The organism is Streptomyces sp. NPDC004327, from assembly GCF_042873935.1.
Classification (GTDB): domain Bacteria; phylum Actinomycetota; class Actinomycetes; order Streptomycetales; family Streptomycetaceae; genus Streptomyces.
Window position 1 is genome coordinate 651,387 of record NZ_JBIAME010000005.1, and the last position, 14,872, is coordinate 666,258.

9 protein-coding genes are annotated in these 14,872 nt (G+C 69.6%); 6 read left to right on the forward strand and 3 right to left on the reverse strand.

Annotated features, from left to right (window positions below; genetic code table 11):
- Positions 1-26: 26 nt before the first annotated feature.
- From ACFYU9_RS20570 to ACFYU9_RS20580, 3 genes are all read left to right on the forward strand, one after another.
- A complete protein-coding gene (locus ACFYU9_RS20570) occupies positions 27-3,116 on the forward strand; it encodes a helicase-related protein (protein ID WP_389345634.1) in 3,090 nt (1,029 codons plus the stop codon).
- Positions 3,116-7,267: an Eco57I restriction-modification methylase domain-containing protein gene (locus tag ACFYU9_RS20575; RefSeq protein WP_389345635.1), complete on the forward strand. Its 4,152-nt coding sequence runs from the start codon at positions 3,116-3,118 to the stop codon at positions 7,265-7,267. Before ACFYU9_RS20570 ends, ACFYU9_RS20575 begins: the two co-directional genes overlap by 1 nt.
- 104 nt (positions 7,268-7,371) lie before the next feature.
- Positions 7,372-9,018 (forward strand): hypothetical protein, encoded by a 1,647-nt coding sequence (locus tag ACFYU9_RS20580; protein WP_389345636.1) that lies wholly within the window; start codon positions 7,372-7,374, stop codon positions 9,016-9,018.
- 3 nt (positions 9,019-9,021) lie between these two features.
- Here the strand turns inward: ACFYU9_RS20580 and ACFYU9_RS20585 are convergent, their stop codons facing one another.
- From ACFYU9_RS20585 to ACFYU9_RS20595, 3 genes are read right to left on the reverse strand one after another with little or no spacing between them, the layout of a single operon-like run.
- Entirely contained in the window at positions 9,022-9,216 is a 195-nt protein-coding gene (locus ACFYU9_RS20585) for a DUF397 domain-containing protein (protein WP_389345637.1), read from the reverse strand.
- Complete coding sequence (locus tag ACFYU9_RS20590; protein WP_389345664.1) at positions 9,213-9,776, reverse strand: DUF5753 domain-containing protein; 564 nt, start codon at positions 9,774-9,776, stop codon at positions 9,213-9,215. Before ACFYU9_RS20590 ends, ACFYU9_RS20585 begins: the two co-directional genes overlap by 4 nt.
- Positions 9,730-10,062: a helix-turn-helix domain-containing protein gene (locus tag ACFYU9_RS20595; protein ID WP_389345638.1), complete on the reverse strand. Its 333-nt coding sequence runs from the start codon at positions 10,060-10,062 to the stop codon at positions 9,730-9,732. Before ACFYU9_RS20595 ends, ACFYU9_RS20590 begins: the two co-directional genes overlap by 47 nt.
- 120 nt (positions 10,063-10,182) lie before the next feature.
- On the opposite strand from ACFYU9_RS20595, the gene ACFYU9_RS20600 reads away from it, so the two are divergent.
- The 3 genes from ACFYU9_RS20600 to ACFYU9_RS20610 all read left to right on the forward strand — a co-directional run bounded on the left by ACFYU9_RS20600 (position 10,183) and on the right by ACFYU9_RS20610 (position 14,848).
- Complete coding sequence (locus ACFYU9_RS20600) at positions 10,183-10,647, forward strand: ATP-binding protein (RefSeq protein WP_389345639.1); 465 nt, start codon at positions 10,183-10,185, stop codon at positions 10,645-10,647.
- Positions 10,648-10,851: 204 nt separating this feature from the next.
- Entirely contained in the window at positions 10,852-11,670 is an 819-nt protein-coding gene (locus ACFYU9_RS20605) for a hypothetical protein (RefSeq protein WP_389345640.1), read from the forward strand.
- The gene (locus tag ACFYU9_RS20610; protein WP_389345641.1) at positions 11,663-14,848 is read left to right on the forward strand and encodes a DEAD/DEAH box helicase; all 3,186 of its coding nucleotides are present in this window, start codon (positions 11,663-11,665) and stop codon (positions 14,846-14,848) included. Before ACFYU9_RS20605 ends, ACFYU9_RS20610 begins: the two co-directional genes overlap by 8 nt.
- Positions 14,849-14,872: the final 24 nt, after the last annotated feature.

The window sequence follows — 14,872 nt, forward strand, 5'->3', positions numbered from 1 at the left end:
ACCACTTCGCCTGAAAGGTCCCATCGATGACGCCGCCCACCACCACAGCGCGCGAGGAGGCGGCCGGAGCACGATTCGCGGTCGGTTCGCTGGTGCGCGCCCGCGGCCGCGAATGGGTCGTGCTGCCCGAGTCGACGCCCGAGCTGCTGGTGCTGCGACCGCTGGGCGGCACCGATGACGACATCGCCGGCGTGCTGACCGCCCTGGAGCCGGTGGAGCACGCCCGCTTCGCCCCGCCCAGCCCGGCGGACCTGGGCGACCAGTCGGCGGCCGGGCTGCTGCGCAGCGCCCTGCGGATCGGGTTCCGTTCCAGCGCGGGCCCGTTCCGCTCCCTCGCCGGCATCTCCGTGGAACCGCGCCCCTACCAACTGGTGCCGCTGCTGATGGCGCTGCGCCAGGAGACCGTGCGGCTGCTGATCGCCGACGACGTCGGCATCGGCAAAACGGTCGAGTCCGGCCTGATCGCGGCCGAGCTGCTGGCCCAGGGCGACGCCCGCGGCCTTGTCGTCCTGTGCAGTCCGGCACTGGCCGAACAGTGGCGTGCGGAGCTGCGTGGCAAGTTCGGCATCGAGTCCGAGCTGGTGCTGTCCTCGACGATCGGACGGCTGGAGCGCAGCCGGATGTACGGGCATTCGGTGTTCCGCCCGGACCGCAACTACGTCGTCTCGACCGACTTCATCAAGTCCCCGCGCCACCGGGACGACTTCATCAAGAACTGTCCCGACCTCGTCATCGTGGACGAGGCCCACACGTGCGTCGCGGACACCGCGGCCCAGGGCGGCGGCAAGCAGCAGCGCCAGCAGCGCTACACCCTTCTGCGTGCCCTCGCCGACCAGCCGGAGCGCCATCTGCTGCTGGTCACTGCGACCCCGCACAGCGGCAAGGAAGAGCCGTTCCGCAACCTCCTCGGCCTGCTCGACAAGCGGCTGGAATCGGTGAGCCTCGACCGCGACGCGGGCCGTGACCTGCTGGCCCGGCACTTCGTGCAGCGCCGCCGCGCGGACATCCGGGACGACTTCCGCGACGACGCGAACTTCCCCAGCGACCGCCTCTCCGCCGAGGTCGACTACACCCTGCACGCCGACTACCGGCAGCTCCTGGACCAGGTCATCTCCTACGCCCGGGAGACGGTCCGCAGCGCGGACGGCGCCCTCCAGCAGCGCGTCCGCTGGTGGTCGGCGCTCGCCCTCCTGCGCGCCCTGGGCTCCTCGCCCGCCGCCCTGCGCAAGACCCTGCACACCCGGGCGGGCGTGCAGGACGCCGACTCGGTCACCGAGGCCGACGCGATCGGCATCCGGACCGTCACCGACCCCGCCGACGACGAGTCCGCCGAGTCGGCGGACGCCGTCCCCGGCGCGCTGCTCGCGCCGGGCGCCACGGATCCGGGCGCCGAAGGCCTGGACGAGGCGGACCAGGCGCGACTGCTGGCCATGGCCGAGGCCGCGAAGGAGCTCGCCGGCCCAGCCAGGGACCGCAAGCTGAAGCAGCTGATCACCGCGGTGAAGGAACTTCTGGACGAGGGCTACAACCCGATCGTCTTCTGCCGCTTCATCTCCACCGCCGAGTACGTCAAGACTCACCTCGACGCCGCCCTGAACAAGGGCGGCAAGGGCAAGAAGGGCGCCCAGCAGACGACGTACGCGATCGAGGCCGTCACCGGTGAGCTCTCCCCGGACCAGCGCGTCACCCGCATCGCCGAGCTGACGGAGGAGAGCGAGGACGGCCAGGCACCCCCGGAGCGTCGCGTCCTCGTGGCCACCGACTGCCTCTCCGAGGGCGTGAACCTCCAGGAGAGCTTCGACGCGGTCATCCACTACGACCTCGCCTGGAACCCCACCCGTCACGAGCAGCGCGAGGGCCGCGTCGACCGCTTCGGCCAGCGCCGGGACATCGTCAAGGCGATCACTCTGTACGGCTCCGACAATGCGATCGACGGCATCGTCCTGGATGTCCTGCTGCGCAAGCACGCCCGCATCCGCAAGGCGACCGGCATCTCCGTCCCCGTCCCGGACTCTTCCGAGAACGTGATGCAGGCGGTCCTGGAGGGCCTGATCCTGCGCGGCGAACGGCCGGCGTACGAGCAGGAGGGCCTGTTCACGGTGGAGTCGGCGGCCGGCAAGCAGACGGCCGAGCTGCACGACGCCTGGCAGAGCGCCGCTGAGCGGGAAACGGCCTCCCGCTCCCGGTACGCGCAGAACGCGGTGAAGAAGGACGAGGTGGCGAAGGAGGTCGCCGAGGTGCGGGCCTCGCTCGGCACCGGCGACGAGGTGCGCCGCTTCACTCGCCACGCGCTCACCGCCCTGCGCGGTGTGGCGGGCCCGCTGCGCGGCCAGGCCGACGGCTTCACCATGAATTCCGAGGCGCTGCCGGCGCCGCTGCGGGACGCGTTCAGCTCCTCGCTGGGCCCGCGCCACCCGCGCCCGGTGGTCTTCCACGACGCGCCGACCGCCCCGCGCGGCGAGGTGGCCCTCACCCGCACCGACCCGGTGGTGGCCTCGGTCGCCCGCTTCGTCCTCGACGCGGCGCTCGACGACCAGATGCCCGTGTGGCAGCGTCCGGCCCGACGCTGCGGCGTGGTCCGTACGACCGCGGTCCCCAAGCGCACCACCCTGCTCCTGGTCCGCTACCGCTTCCAGATCACTCTGCCGGGCCGCGATGGCGTGAATCGTCAGCAACTGGCCGAGGACGCCCGCCTGATGGCGTTCCGCGGCGGGGCCGCGAACCCCGACTGGCTGCCGGAGGAGGAGGCCATCGCCCTCCTGGACACGCGCGCCGCGGGGAACACCAAGAGGGAGTTCGCGCAGGAGCGCATCGAGGGAATCCTGAGCTCGCTGGAGTCCCTGATGCCTGTCCTGGAGCAGCGCGGAGAGGAGCTGGCCGACCGCCTCCTCGACTCGCACCGCCGGGTACGCGGCGCCTTCCGGGACGTACGCGGCGCGACCGGCCCGGCCCGGCGCGGTCTGCGCGTGGAGGTCCAGGGCCGTCCCGACGTACTCGGCGTGTACCACTATCTGCCGGTCGCCTCCCTCGGCAGTACGGACGGTACGGCCGCGAGCGACACCAGCACGACCGGAGCCGGCACGAACGGCGCCGACACGAACGGGGAAGCACGCTGATGAGCCTCGCGAAGACCATCGTCACCGACTCCGTCCTCACAGTCGGCGGCCTCCTTCCGCCGGACATGCTGACTCGGATCCGGGACGGCAAGGACATCCCGGGGGCCCGGCCCTCCGACTACGGCCTGTTCGCGGCCAACGACACGGTCCGCGACGCGGCCGAGCGTTCGTGGGCGTACCTGAAGGGCGTGTGGACGGCCTACCAGGACGCTCTCGCCAGGGACGGCGCGCTCGACAGCGCGTCCATCGCCGCGGTGGGCGTGACCGTCGAGCGCTGGCTGCTTCCGCTGTTCGAGCAGCTGGGGTACGGGCGGCTGCCGGACGCACCCGCGGACGGACTGCCGTCGGGTGACGGCGAGAAGAGCTTCGCCGTCAGCCATGTCTGGCAGGGTGTTCCGGTCCATCTGGCGGGCTGGAACGTCGAGCTGGACGGCAAGACGGCGTCCCTGCCCGGCCCCGTCCCCCAGTCTCTGCTCCAGGAGTACCTCAACCGCAGCGGTGACCAGGCCTTGTGGGGTCTGATCTCCAACGGGCGGCTGCTCCGGTTGCTGCGCGACTCGACGTCGATGGTCGGCTCGGCGCACGTCGAGTTCGACCTGGAGGCGATCTTCGAGGGCGACCGCTTCGCCGACTTCCTCCTCCTGTGGCGCCTGACCCACCGCTCCCGCTTCGAACCGCACGGCGAGCAGGGCCCGGCCGGCTGCTGGCTGGAGAAGTGGCGTACGGAAGCGATCGCGAGCGGCACCCGGGCGCTGGCCCAGCTCCGCCTGGGCGTCGAGAAGGCGCTGGTGACCCTGGGCAGCGGCTTCATCGCCCACCCGGCGAACACCGCGCTCCGCGAGAAACTGCACGAGTCCGAGGTCACGGTCCGGACCATGCATCCGGCGCTGCTGCACCTGGTGTACAGGTTGCTCTTCCTCTTCGTCGCCGAGGACCGGGGGCTGTTGATCCCCGACGACGCCGAGGACGAGGTCCGCGAGCGCTACGAGAAGTACTTCTCGACCACCCGCCTCCGCCGCACGGCCATCCGCCGCACCGGCGGACCGCACGGCGATCAGTGGCAGGCGCTGAGCCTGGTCCTGAAGGGCCTGGGCTCGGAGGGCGGCGTCCCGGAGCTCGGCCTGCCGGGCCTCGGCGGCCTCTTCGAGCATACGGAGGAGGACAGGGTCCTGGACGGCCTGGAGCTGTCCAACGAGGCCCTGTTCACGGCCGTCAAGGCGCTGTCGGTGGTCCGCGACCCGAAGCTGAACCGCCCCCGCCGGGTGGACTACCGCCACCTGGGCGCGGAGGAACTGGGCTCCATCTACGAGTCCCTGCTGGAACTCGTTCCGCGCTTCAACCCGGCGGCGAACACCTTCGAGCTGCGCACCCTCGCCGGCAACGAGCGCAAGACGACCGGCTCGTACTACACCCCGTCGTCGCTCATCGACTGCCTGCTCGACTCCACCCTCGACCCGGTGATAGACGACGCGGTCAAGTCGGGCACGACGAGGGAGGAGCAGGAGGCGGCACTGCTCCGCCTGACGGTCTGCGACCCGGCGTGCGGCTCCGGCCACTTCCTCGTGGCGGCGGCCCGCCGCATCGCCAAGCGCCTCGCAGCGGTACAGACGGACTCACCCGAGCCCAGCGCTGAGGCGACCCGGTCGGCGCTGCGCGATGTCATCGGCCGATGCATCTACGGCGTCGACCTCAACCCGATGGCCGTGGAGCTGGCCAAGGTCTCCCTCTGGATCGAGTCCCTGGAACCCGGCAAGCCGCTCAGCTTCCTCGACGCGCACCTGAAGCACGGCAACGGGCTAGTGGGCGCCACGCCGAAGCTGCTGGCGGAGGGCCTGCCGGACGGCGCCTTCACGGTGATCGAGGGCGACGACAAGACGTTCGTGACGGGGCTGCGTAAGCGCAACAAGACGGAGCGGGAGGCCTGGGAGGACCGGCAGAAGGGCATCGACCAGGTCGAACTGTTCTCGACGTCGACCGCGCTGACCGCGTCGAACGCGACGATCGCACGGGCCGCGTCGGACATCACCAACGCCCGGGACGACTCACTGGAGTACGTCCACCGGCAGCGGGACGCGTACCTGTCGCTGACCGAGGACCCCGACTCGGAGTACGTACGGGAGCGGGACCTCGCGGACGCGTGGTGCGCGGCGTTCGTCTGGGAGAAGACGAAGGAGGCCCGCCCGCCGGCCCTGACGCTCCAGGGCCTGCTCGACCTGCGGGAGGGCGGCTGGGCCAAGCTGCCGCAGGGCACGCAGGACGAGGTCGAACGCCTGCGGGAGGAGTACCGGTTCTTCCACTGGCACCTGGAGTTCCCCGAGGTGTTCTCGGTGCCGGAGGACGCGGACGGCTCGGCCGTGGGGGTGGACGAGAGGACCGGATGGGGTGGGGGCTTCAGCTGTGTGCTGGGGAATCCGCCGTGGGAGCGGGTCAAGCTCCAGGAGCAGGAGTTCTTCGCCACGCGGAGCGAGAAAATCGCGACGGCAAAGAACAAGGCGGCGCGGGAGCGGCTGATCAAGGCGCTGGCCACGAGCGAGGAGCCCACCGAGCGCGCCCTGTTCGAGGATTTCGCCGCGGCCAAGCGCCAGTCCGAAGGCGTGAGCCACCTCCTGCGGGACTCCGGGCGTTTCCCGTTGGCCGGCCGGGGTGACGTGAACACGTACGCCGTGTTCGCCGAGACGGCGTCCCTGGGCATCGCCCCGCACGGGCGCTTCGGCCTGGTCCTGCCGACCGGCATCGCGACGGACGCCACGACGGCCCCGTTCTTCTCCAGTCTGGTGCGCAGTACGCGGCTTGCGTCCTTCCTGGACTTCGAGAACGAGGCGTTCCTGCTGAGCCGGGACGTAGACCACCGGGTCCGCTTCTGCCTCCTGACGGTGGCGGGACGCGAGGAGCGGGTGCGGGAGGCGTCCTTCGCCTTCGGCACCCGCTACATGGAGGACCTGCCGAGCCGCCGCTTCGCGATGCCGCCAGAGGAGATCCTGCTGGTCAACCCGAACACGGGGACGTTGCCGGTGTTCCGGTCGCGGCGGGACGCGGAGATCACGCTGGGGATCTACCGGCGGGTGCCGGTCCTTATCAGGGAGGGCGATCCGGACGGCAACCCGTGGGGGTTGTCCTTCATGAGAATGTTCGACATGTCGAACGACTCCCACCTGTTCCGTACGCAGGAACAGCTGTCGGCCGACGGGTGGACCCTGGATGGCAACGTCTTCGAGCGGAACGGCCAGCGGTACCTCCCGCTGTACGAGGCGAAGATGCTCCACCACTTCGACCACCGCCTCGGCACGTACGAGGGCCAGACCGAGGCTCAAGCCAACATGGGGACCCTACCGAGGTTGACGCCGGAACAGCATGACGATCCAGGGGTTGTGCCGATGCCTCGGTACTGGGTGCCGGAGTTCGATGTGGACGCGGGAAGGAAGGACCGGAAGGGCGATCCAGTCAAGGAACCGGGAGTGGCATCACGGCTGGCGCAGAAGGACTGGCATCACGAGTGGTTCATCGGGTGGCGTGACATCTGCAGAGGCACGGATGCCCGCACTCTAATCGCCACTGCCACACGCATCACGGCGGCATTCGAGGGAGGTACATTGCTGGCCCTGCCAGTTGCCGGCGCTCCGGCAGCCGTAGCGCTGCTGGCGGCAATGGCCTCGTTCGTCGTGGACTACATCGCTCGCCAGAAGGTGGGCGGCACGCACCTCAAGTATTTTGTGATGCGTCAGCTGCCGATCCTTGGCCCAGAGCAGCGGGAATCGGCAGTTCCCTGGCGGACCGATCAGAAGATTGGCGACTGGCTCACCGCGCGTGTTCTGGAGCTCAGCTACTCGGCCACTGATATGGCCCCACTGGCAAGGGACCTAGGTGACCACGGCGCCCCGTTCCGCTGGGATGAGGAGCGCCGCAACTGGCTGCGCGCAGAACTGGATGCTGCCCTCTTCCATCTCTATGGCCTCGATCGCAACGAGGCAGCCCACGTCATGGAAACGTTCCCGGTCGTCAAGCGCACGGACGAGGCCGCACACGGCACCTACCGCACCAAGGACCTCATCCTCGACATCTACGACCGTATGGCCGAGGCCCAGCGGACCGGCACTCCCTACCAGACCCTCCTCGACCCGCCGCCCGGCCAGGGCCCCCGCCACCCCGCGTAGCCGTCGCCGCGCTGCCCGTCCGCGAACCCGGACGGGCAGCGCGGCGTACTCGCCGTCTCCATTCGCCATTCGCCCGCCCACGACACCCGCACAGGTAGCCGCCCATGAACCCCCGTAACTACCGCATGGTCGTCTCGACCGAGAAGGACTTCGTCACCGTCTCCGCGGAGGCCGACCGCCAGCTGCACCTCTGGTTAGGTGACATGAAGCGGTACGACACGTCCGCACTCGACGAGGGCCGCAACGAGATAGCCGAGGGCGTCACCCTCGACCACGACGCCGCAGCCGGCCGACACGGCTCGTACTCGCGCTGGCGTCTGCGCGAGACCCGCAACGAGAAGGACGGCACGTGGCAGTCCACGGTCGTCGTCCGCTCCGGCAGCCGTCATGAAGCCCGCCGGACCTGGCTCCAGGTCGACATCGAGCATCAGCCCGCGCCGGACCAGCCGTACATCCGAGCCAACACGCCCGGCATAGCCAAGCTCCTGCTCGACGCACTCCCCGCCCAGGACGGACTCGCGGACGTCGGCACGGTGCCGAAGTTCATCGAGCCGGACGACGTGGACGAGGTCATCGAAGAACTCTGCGAGCAGAACCGTAGGCTCCCGATCATCGTCGCGAGTGTCCCCTACGGGCGCGACGCCGAGGCATGGACGGCACAGGTCGTCGAACCGGTCTTCCGGCACCTCACCGGCCTGGCCGTCACGTACGTCCTCCGGCCGGAGGCCCAAGCGGCCTTCAACACCGCTCTCGAACACCACCCCGTCTTCGGCGGCGGTATCCGCACCTACCGTCCCGGCGTCGACCCGGCATGGCGGCCCGACGCCCAGCGCCACCCGGTGATGTCCCGGACCACCATCGAGGCGAACCTCAGGCGCGCGGCGGCGATCCTCGCCTCCCTGCCTCAGCAGCTGGCTCTGAGCCACCCCCTCCCCGAGCCGTTGGACACCCTTCCCATCCAGCGCACCCGGCCTCGGCCGGCCACCGACAGTGCCAGCCTTCAAGAGCTCCAGAAGGAGCTCAAGGCCGCCAACGGACTGCTGAAGGACGCCGAGGGGCAGGAGGAGTCCCGGGCAGTGGAACTCCGGGAATTCCGGAAGCGGCTCAAGCAGGCGGAGGACCGGGACTTCGACCAGATCGTCGAGAACGACCAGCTCTACGGCGACCTCCAGGACGCCCAGCGCAAGGTCCGCTTCCTGCAGAAGCAGCTCGAAGAGGCCGGCCTCCACGCCCTCGCGCACACCCCGGCTCCCGAGCCGACCGACCAGCCCGGTGCGTTCTCCGAGATCCTGAACCGTATGGACGAGTTCCCCCACCTGCGGTTCACCGGGAACGTGAAGAAGACCAAGGACCTCGACGCCCAGTGCATCGGCAACTGGGTGACCGTCGCCTGGGACGCCCTGCACGCCCTGAACGACTACGCCGCCGCATCCGCCTCCGGCACCACCGGCGGCGACTTCCGCCACTGGTGCGACAACCTGCCCGACGACTGCGAGAACCCCTTCCCGTCCGGCAAGGTGAAGATGAAGGAGTCGGAGACGGTCGGGAACAACACCGACTGGCGCCGCCAGCGCACCTTCCCCGTGCCCACGACGGTCGCCGGGGAGGGGAAGCTGTTCATGCAGGCCCACCTGCGCATCGGTGGCGGCAACACTGTGTCACCCCGGCTGTACTTCCACGACGACGGTCCGGGCACGGGACTCGTGTACGTAGGGTACATCGGCCCGCACCCGGACAACACGCAGACGTGACCGTCAGCGTGTGACGGCGAACCGTACGAACGCGGTCCACTCCGAGGCGCCGAACGCCAGTTGGGCACGGGCGGGCGCCTTGGAGTCACGGACGTGGATGGTGTCGGGCGCCACAGCGGCCTCCAGGCAGGCGCCGCCCTCGTTGCCGCTGTAGCTGCTCTTGAACCAAGCCAGGTGTGCGGGTTCCGCAGTGCTCATAGTTCTGCCACCAACTTTTCGATCAAGGCGAGGGACTCCTGCATCGTAAGTGCCTGCGCCCTGATGCTGCCGTACTGCGCGGCCAGGATGCGAACTTCCTCCGGATCAGTGATCAGTTTGCTGGAGCTCTGCGCCTCGGTATAGCCCAGTTGAGACTTCCCTTTCGGCGTCAGCAAGATGAAGGATCCGCCCATCCCAGCGTGCTCGGAGCGGTCGTTCGGCATCACCTGGAGTTCCACGTTGCGCATCCTGGCGAGCCGAAGCAACTGCTCCAACTGCTCCCGGTGGACATCCCGCCCTCCCAGAGGGCGCCGCAAAACCGACTCCTCGATGACAGAAGAGATCATCGGCGGAGGCCACTTCGAGAGGATCTCCTGCCGGGCCAGTCGAGAGACCACCCGCTGCTCGATGGTTTCCTCATCCAAGAGTGGCTTACGCATCTCGTACAGGGCTCGGATCCGCGGCATGGTCTGAAACAGCCCCGGGATGTCCTGGCAGTTGTAGTCGTTGATCTCAACAGCCTCTCGCTCCAGCCGCGCATACCCCCAACCACGCCGGATGCCTCACCCTCGCCTGCGCCTTGGCCTCCTCCACGTCCTCGATCGCGGCCTTCAGCAGCCCCCCGGCCCCCAACAACTCATCCGCCGCCTCCAGGAACTCCCGTTGCGGCGTCCGCCTCCCCCTCTCGACCGACGAGATCAGGTCCTTGCTGTACCCGAGCCGATCGCCCAACTCCCTCTGCGTCAGCCCAGCCCGCTCCCGCAGCAACTTCAGCTGTTTCCCGATCGCCCGGTTCAGAGCACTGCTCTGCTCTTCCTCCTCGTACGACTCCGCCGGCTCCGGCACCCGCACCCCCTGACGTCACGGCCGACACCCCGTACAGGACACGGCCCGCACCCGTACAACCACCCTCCGTACCGAGGGCTCCTCTGGTCAGGGTAGAGCGGCCCGACCACGCTCGGTGACATGAATGCACAGGTCTCCACCCACCGAGCCACCCCGCACGCCTCGTCCGCCCTCCACTTCACCCAACTCCTCAGCGCCACCCCGCGCGGCGCCCGCCTCGCCCGCCTGCTGGCCGTCCACCAACTGACCGCGTGGGGCTGGCCGCCGGCCTGCGCGACCGCCGAGTCCGCCGCGCTGGTCGTCGCCGAACTCGCCGCGAACGCGGTGACTCACGGCCGCATCAGGGGCCGTGGCTTCCGGCTCACGCTCGCCGTGACCGAGACCGACGCGGGCACGCTCCGTATCGAGGTCACCGACCCGCGAGGCGACCGGACACCCCAGCTCCCTCCCCTGGGCCCGCCCCCGGCACCCCTCGCCGAGACAGGCCGCGGACTGCTGCTCGTGGACGCGCTCGCCACCCGCTGGGGCGCCGCCCCGTACCCGCCCTCCGGCAAGACGGTTTGGGCATGTCTCCCACTCATCTGAGGTCGCATACGAGACAGTCCGTCCACAGGCGAACACGCCACGTGGACAACACGCAGGGGAGGTGGAGAGAATTCTGGTCACACCGTCAGGCCCGGAAGTGGTGGGACCACGCGGCCCGATGCCCGCCCGCATCCGGGCCGGGCCGGCCGTCGGCCGGTGGTGGGGCGGCGGCACAGGGGTGCCGCGTGGGGGAAGGACGTACGGGTGGGGGAAGGCAGCGCCATGGGCGCGGTACCGCACATTCCGCAGGGGATCGAGATGTACGGCGGCGGCGCGCACGAAGCCGTGTCATGGAGGGGTGTGGAGTTGACGCCCGCCGTGATGCAGAGCCTGAGTGCGGGGCCGTGGGCTGAGCGGGTCGGGGACCTGGAGGCCACCCGGGACCTCGTTACGGAGCTGCGCTCCCTGGCCACGACGGACATGGAGACGGAGTTCATCAGCACCCTGCTGGAGAGTGAGCCGCAGCCGCTGCCCTGGCAGGTCGGCGAAGCCCTCGCCGAGGTGCTGCTTGAACACTGGCACGGGGCGCTGTGGGTGTGGGACGGGGCCCGTGACCGCCGTACGCGCAAAGCGAGCCTGCCTGGGGCCGATCTGGTCGGTCTGTGTGTGGCGGACGGCTCGGCGCGGCTGCTGTTCGGTGAGGTCAAGTCCTCGTCCCAGGAGGCGAGCCCGCCCGGTGTGATGACGGGCTCGGACGGGATGATCGAGCAGCTCAAGCGGTTGTCCGGACCGGACGACCACCTCACCCTCATGAAGTGGCTGCGCTCCCGCTGCAGCACCCCCGAGCACAGGGCCGCCTACCAGACCGCGGCCGGTCGCTGGGTGAAGTCGAAGGGCAAGGACATCCAGCTCTTCGGCTGTCTGGTGCGTGACACCACACCGGAACCGAAGGACCTGAGCGACCGTGCCGCGGTCCTGGCGAAGACGGTCGTGGAGCCGATGCACGCCTTGCTGACCGCCTGGTACCTCCCTGTGGCCATGACGACGTGGCCCCAGCACGTGGGGGTGCTCGACGTTGGCTGACCTCGGCTGGCTGGAAGACGCCCTGGATCCCGCTCTCGTGGACGAGGCCGGCGAGCGGGCGCACCGCGTTCTCATCGATTCCGCGCTGCGGGCCGTGCACGGTGAGGTTCCAGAGGGCCCACCGGAGGAGCGCGAAGCGGTCGACTTCGCCGTGGACGCCCTGGATCTGCTGGCGTGGGACGCGATCGCGGAGGATCCGAAGGCGGATTCCACGCGGCGGTTGTGCGGGCAGATGTTCGCGCTGGCGCGGGCCCGGCTTCGGGAGCCCCATTCCCTGGAGGCGCGGTTCGAACTGCTGCGTACGGTCTGCCTGGGCTGGATCGCCGACGAGACACCGCTCGCGGCCCGGCTGCTCGCGGACATCGAGCTGCCCTCCGTACCGGATGCGGAGGAGGACTGGGAGTCACACGTCCGGCGTGGCACAGCCGACGCGTGGCTGCTGTTGCTGCGCAAGCGCGGGTGGGACGACCTCGACGCCTTGGACCAGCTCCTGGCACGGCTTCGGAGCGAGCAGGCGGGGTCCGAGGAGTCGTACCTCTCGGCAGCGGGTGACGACGCCCGGCCCGCCGCCTGGGCACTGGCCGCTCACTACCACCTGCTGAAGACGGCGGAGCTGCTCGCCGAGTACCTGGCGACCGGCAGTCTGCTGCGCCAGCGCCGGCAGAGCCGCCACTACGGTGTCCGCGAGCGCGTCGAGTCGCACTGCGACCGCGCGCTGGAAGCGGCCACCGCATCGGCCGATCCCGATCTGGAAGTACTCGTACGACTGCTGACCGCCACGGCCGACCAGATCATCGACAACAGTCTGTGGACGGTGGCGCGGGCCGTCAGCCCCGAGGTGAATGCCTTCGTGGCGTCGCTCGTCGACCGGGGGCGGCCGCGCCCGATCTTCGAGGTGCTGCCGCCGCAACGCGTGGCCCTCGCCGAACAGGGCCTGATCAGGTCGGCGCACCGGAGCGTGGTGGTAAGCCTGCCCACGAGCGCCGGCAAGACGCTGATCGCCCAGTTCCGGATCCTCCAGGCCCTGAACGCGTACGACAAGCAGCAGGGCTGGGTCGCCTACATCGCACCGAACCGGGCGCTCGTCAACCAAGTGACCCGTCGGTTGCGCCGCGACTTCACCGGTCTGGGAATTGGGGTGGAGCGGGTCAGCCCCGCCCTGGAGTTCGACGGTCTGGAAGCGGACATGCTCACGGACCGGAGCGAGCGGCGCTTCCGGGTGCTGGTGTCCACCCCTGAGAAGCTGGACCTGCTGTTGCGGTCGGGGTGGCAGGAGAAGATCGGGCGCCCGTTGTGTCTGGTCGTCGCCGACGAAGCCCACCATCTGGGCGTGGACGAGCGGGGCATCAAGCTGGAGCTGCTGCTCGCCACCGTCAACCGGGAGACCCAGGACGCGGGCTTCCTGCTCCTGACGCCCTTCATCGACAACGGAGACGTGATCGCCGAGTGGCTGGACAGCGAGAGCCGGCAGTCGGTCGGCCTCTCGGTGGACTGGACGCCCAACGACCGCATCCTGGCCCTGGCGCGGCGCGAGCACACTCCTGGGGCGGGCGGCTTCCGCGTGGCTCTGGAAACTCTCGTCACCAGCCGGAGGACACTCAGCGTCTCGGACATGCTGCCCCTGGACGGATTCCGCCCGCTCGGGCTCTCGTGGTCGCAGGCGAGCAGCCCCGGGAAGCTCGCGGCGGCCACTGCGACGGTCCTGGCCGAGCGGGGGCAGACCATCACGCTCGCGCAGCGACCGGACCATGCCTGGTCGATCGCCAAGACCATCGCCGGCGGGCGTGCGGACCTGACGGACGTGGGCGAGGACCTCCGAGCGGTTCAGGATGTCGTCGGGGCGGAATTCGGTGCGAACTTCCCTCTGGCGGGACTGCTCGCCAAAGGCATCGGCATCCATCATCGAGGGCTGCCGGACGACATCCGGACCCTCACCGAGTACCTGGTGGAGGCAGGGGACCTGACCCACCTGGTCTCCACCACGACCATCGCTCAGGGCGTCAATTTCCCGGTGGCGAATGTCGTCCTCGCCTCCCACCAGTTCCCTTACGGGGTCGACATCCCGGCACCGGACTTCTGGAATCTGGCCGGGCGCGCGGGGCGGGTCGAGCAAGGCGAAGTGGGTCTGATCGCACTCGCCGCCACGGACGAGACAAGGGCCGGAAAGCTGAGGGACTTCGTCGACCGCAAGGTGGACGACCTGAACTCCACCCTCATCGACATGGTGTCATCCGCCCTGACCACGTACGGCCACCTCGACCTACACACACTGGCGCATCTCCCCCAGTGGTCCGCCTTCGTCCAGTATCTGGCCCACACGTACCGGCAGATCGGAGACCACGAGGAGTTCGCCGAGGAAGCCGAGCAGATTCTCCGCGGCACCCTGGGCTTCCAGGATCTGCGGCGCAGGAACCGCGGCTGGGCGACGGAGCTGACGCGCAGCGTGCGGGCCTACGCGGAGCGGCTGTCCGGGAAGGCCCTGGGGCTTGTCGACAGTACGGGTTTCTCCTGGGAGAGCGTGGCAGCCACGCTCGGCCGGTTGAGCGAGACGAGGATCGCCCCCGACGTGTGGGAGCTGCCGCTCTTCCAGGGGGATCGACGACCACTCTCACAGCTCGTCGGTGTGATGCTGGAGGTCCCCGAACTCAGGAATCATCTGGCCGAGATCACGGATGAACACGAGGGCCGCTCCGGCGACTTCATCGCCCGGGTCATACAGGACTGGGTGAACGGCGCGTCCGTGCCACAGCTGGCCGCCGACCATTTCCGGAAGGCCGGCGAGTCCGACAACCTCAAGGCGATCACCAAGTGCTGCCAACGACTCTTCGGCGACCTGGCGCCCACGGTCTCCTGGGGGCTGTCCGCCCTCCAGTCCCTCACGCTGGGGCGGGAGTTCGCCGAGCTGCACGCGGACACGCAGCGCGAGCTGCGGAACATCCCGTCGTATGCCTTCTACGGCGTGCGGACAGAGGACGCGATCGCCATGCGTCTCGCGGGGGTTCCCCGGTCGGCGGCGGCGCGTATGGCCGTGGCGGTCGCGGGCGAGGAGAGTCACGTCGCTCTGGCCGAGGCCCGCGCCCGACTGAGCGCACTACCCACGGCGGCCTGGCGGTCGGTGCTGGGCCCGAAGGGTCCCGCCTACCGGAGGGTCTGGCGCATCCTGGACGGGGCGCAGTGAGGAATCCGAGTGCCGGAATCCACC